Source organism: Synechococcus sp. R3-13 (assembly GCF_047462195.1).
Classification (GTDB): Bacteria; Cyanobacteriota; Cyanobacteriia; order Thermostichales; family Thermostichaceae; genus Thermostichus.
Map to the genome: position 1 here is coordinate 1 of NZ_JANSIO010000392.1, position 3342 is coordinate 3342.

Consider the following 3342-nt stretch of genomic DNA (forward strand, 5'->3'; position numbering starts at 1 on the left):
GGTGGGATGCGCCGGCCCGTTCCAACGCCTCTTTCACCGCCTGCTGCCGAGCAGAGCGCTGCTGCCAAGGCCAGCGGGGTTGCAACGCCCCCCAACCCAAAGCCACAAACTCCTCCACCACCATGGGGATCCCAGGATTGAACTGAAAACGTTGGGGCACGTAAGCCACCTGCTGTCGCACTGACGGGGGCAAATAGCCGGACAGGCGCACCGGCTCTCCCAGAATCCAAACCGAGCCGCACTGCCGCGGCAGGATCCCCAAGATGGCCTGCACCAAGGTACTTTTGCCAGCGCCATTGGGGCCGACAATGGCCGTATGGGATCCCGCCCTCAGCTCAAACGACACATTTTGCACCGCCAACTGGGATCCCCGATAGACCGTCAGCCCCTCGACGCGCAGGACAACCTCGCCGGAGCAGGAGATCATCGCCCCCTCGCCAGCAGGTGTTCGAGAGCAGCTTGGCCCAGCAGCGGCAATTGCAGGGGCAGGAAGGCCGTCTCCTTCTCAAAGGCGGAGACCAGGTTCTCCACGTTTTGCCGCAGGATGGTCAGGTAATATTCCGGCTCGATCCCCTCAGGGCCAGCGGTTTCGATGGGATCGAAAACGCGAACTTGGATCCCTAGGTCTCTGGCCAAAACCTCAAAGGGGTTGTTACTCCCCAGCTGCGGTTCCACCAGGATCGTCTTCAGGCCGGATGCCCGCACCGTCTCCATCACCCGCCGCACATCTTTGGGGGAGGGGCTGGCTTCAGGGATCTCCACCAAGAACTCGGCTTTGAGGTTGTAGCGCTCGGCAAAATAGGGGGCAAAGTCGTGGAAGACCACAAAGCTTCTTCCGGCAAAGGGAGCTAGCCGAGCGGCAATCTCCTCATCCAAAGCCTTGAGCTTCTCGATAAAAGCAGCCGCATTGGCCTGGTAGATCTCTGCCCCCGCCGGATCTACAGAGATGAGGCCATCACGAATATTTTCCACCTGCTGAATGGCCCGCCTGGGATCCAGCCAAATGTGGGGGTTAAACTCGCCGTGGCTGTGCCCATGAGAGTGTCCATGACCGTGCCCGTGAGAATGGCCGTGACTGTGTCCATGAGAGTGTCCATGGCCGTGACCGTGGGAGTGCCCATGCTCTGGCTCCTCAGCCCGCAAAGTTGGGATCCCTTCGCTGCTGTCAACGATTTGCAATTGGGGGTTCCCAGCGCTGGCGATCAACCCTTCCAAAAACGTTTCCATACCCAACCCGTTGATCACCAGCACATCCGCCTGAGCCAGCAAACGAACCTCCTCAGGTCGAGCCTGAAAGTCGTGGGGCCCCATCTGAGGGGGAAGGAGTGGCGTGACTTCTGCCCGATCCCCGGCCACAGCACGGGTAAATTGCGTTATCGGCAAAATCGTGGTCACCACCTTTGGGGGGCTGGATCCCTGCTGGGCTTGGGACTCTTCTTGGCGCATCTGCAGGCTTCCCAGGATCCCGACCGAGAGGGCGGCCAGCAGCGAGACCAGCGATCGCACCGGTCGAGCCGAACGGATAGAGTTAGCTTGATCAGTCATGAGCCTGAATACCTCACAAGACAACAGAGACAGCAGAGCTGGAAGCAACTGACTTCCCAAAAGCCAAGGCCCTCTGCCGCAGCATCGAAAACATGCTCACCAGACCGTTGCTCCTGGAAGGGCTAAGGCTGAAATTGAGGCCCATCTCCCGCACAAACTCTGGGGAAACCCCCAAAATCTCTTCCGGCGCTAGGCCACTTAGCCCCTCCACCACAATGGCCACCAAACCCTTGACCAACTGAGCATCGGCATCCCCTTGGATGTAGACCTTGCCCTCCCTAAACTCGGTGGCCAGCCACACCCGCGAAGCGCAACCTCTGACTAGGTTCTCCTCCTTCCTCTCCGCTTCGGGAAAGGGTGGCAGGCGCTTGGCATAGGCTAGGAGAAGCTCATACTTCTGCCGCGAGGTCTTGGCCTTCTGGAAGCGATTGACAATTTGCTGCAGAGCTGCGGGCATCCCTCAGCTTGTCTAGAGTGAGAATGATAATCAAACTCATCATAACACCCCCACTCAGCGAGGGCGCAGGGGCACCTGCAAACTTTTGGGACTGTCGTTACCGAAGCGAGCGATAGCCGCCACTTACTCCCCGTGGTGAGAGGACCAGTTGCCAAAGTTGGCTGGCCCGGGCCTTGAAGCTACCGGCACTCATCAGGAGATAGAGCCGCCACATGCGGCGAAAGCGCTCATCGTAGCGGTCGGCTAATTTTGGCCATGCCTGCTCGAAATTGGCGTGCCAGGCTTTTAAGGTGGCCACGTAATTGATCCCAAAATTGTGCCAGTCTTCCAGCACAAATAAGCCCTCAAAGGCTGCAGTAATCAGATGAGGCGAGGGCAGCATCGAGTTGGGGAAAATGTAGCGCTCAATCCAGGGATCCCGCCCCTGGTAGGCCACGTTGCTGCCGATGGTGTGCAGAAGAAACAAGCCATTGTCGTTCAACAAGCGGCGGGCTACCTGCATAAACGTTCGGTAGTTTCGGTAGCCAACATGTTCAAACATGCCGACAGAAAGGATGCGATCAAACTTTCCCTGGGTCTGGCGATAGTCTTCTAACCGAATCTCGACCGGCAGGCCGCGGCAGCGTTCGCTGGCCAGTTTGGCTTGCTCTTTGGAAACAGTAATCCCCACAACCTGCACCCCGTAGCGTTCGGCCAGGTACTGGGCTGTGCCGCCCCAGCCACAGCCGATGTCGAGCACCCGCATGCCGGGTTGGAGTTCCAGCTTGCGGGCAATGAGGTCAAGCTTAGCTTCTTGGGCTTCATCTAGAGTTTGCGCGCCCCCATCCCAATAGGCACAGCTGTAGATCATGCGGCGATCCAGCATGGCCTCATAGAGATCGTTGCCAATGTCGTAGTGGCGCTGGCCAATGACGAATGCCCCCTTGCCCCGCTGGCGGTTGATAAGGCAACTGTCCAACCCAAGCAAGGGCTGAGTTAGCCAACCCACCTGCTGCGGTGCCTGGGCAGTTAGGAGACGACAAACTAACTCATCAATGGCCTCGCAATCCCACCAGCCCTCCATGTAGGCCTCGCCAAAGCCCAGGGATCCATAGAGCAGGCAGCGCAGGTAGAGCCGCTCGTCGTGAACTTGAATATCCCAGGGCTGTGAGCCATTGAGGGTTATACCGGCAGCATCCAGAACTCGAAGCGCATACTGACGCGCCAGCCGGTGCAAGCTGTTGAGTCCTTTCCCCATCCCTAGGGATCCCTCACCACAGGGAAACTGACTCAACAAATACACCCCAAGGTGGCAAGGGATCCAACAAGTTGTTTCCAATTTCTAGGGATCCCCCCGAAGG

The 3342-nt window shown here is 58.5% G+C and carries 4 protein-coding genes; all 4 read right to left on the bottom strand.

The features are described 5' to 3' along the window. On the bottom strand, positions 1-427 hold a 427-nt coding region (locus NW856_RS11640; RefSeq protein ID WP_414400408.1), incomplete at its 3' end, for an ATP-binding cassette domain-containing protein. Beyond that, entirely contained in the window at positions 424-1545 is a 1122-nt protein-coding gene (locus tag NW856_RS11645) for a metal ABC transporter solute-binding protein, Zn/Mn family (RefSeq protein ID WP_414400409.1), read from the bottom strand. The genes NW856_RS11640 and NW856_RS11645, both read right to left, overlap by 4 nt. 13 nt (positions 1546-1558) lie before the next feature. Beyond that, positions 1559-2002, bottom strand: a complete 444-nt coding sequence (locus NW856_RS11650) for a SufE family protein (RefSeq protein ID WP_414329195.1) — start codon at positions 2000-2002, stop codon at positions 1559-1561. A 97-nt stretch (positions 2003-2099) separates the two neighbouring features. Continuing rightward, positions 2100-3275 (bottom strand): cyclopropane fatty acyl phospholipid synthase, encoded by a 1176-nt coding sequence (gene cfa, locus NW856_RS11655; protein ID WP_414400410.1) that lies wholly within the window; start codon positions 3273-3275, stop codon positions 2100-2102. Between the last annotated feature and the right edge of the window lie 67 nt (positions 3276-3342).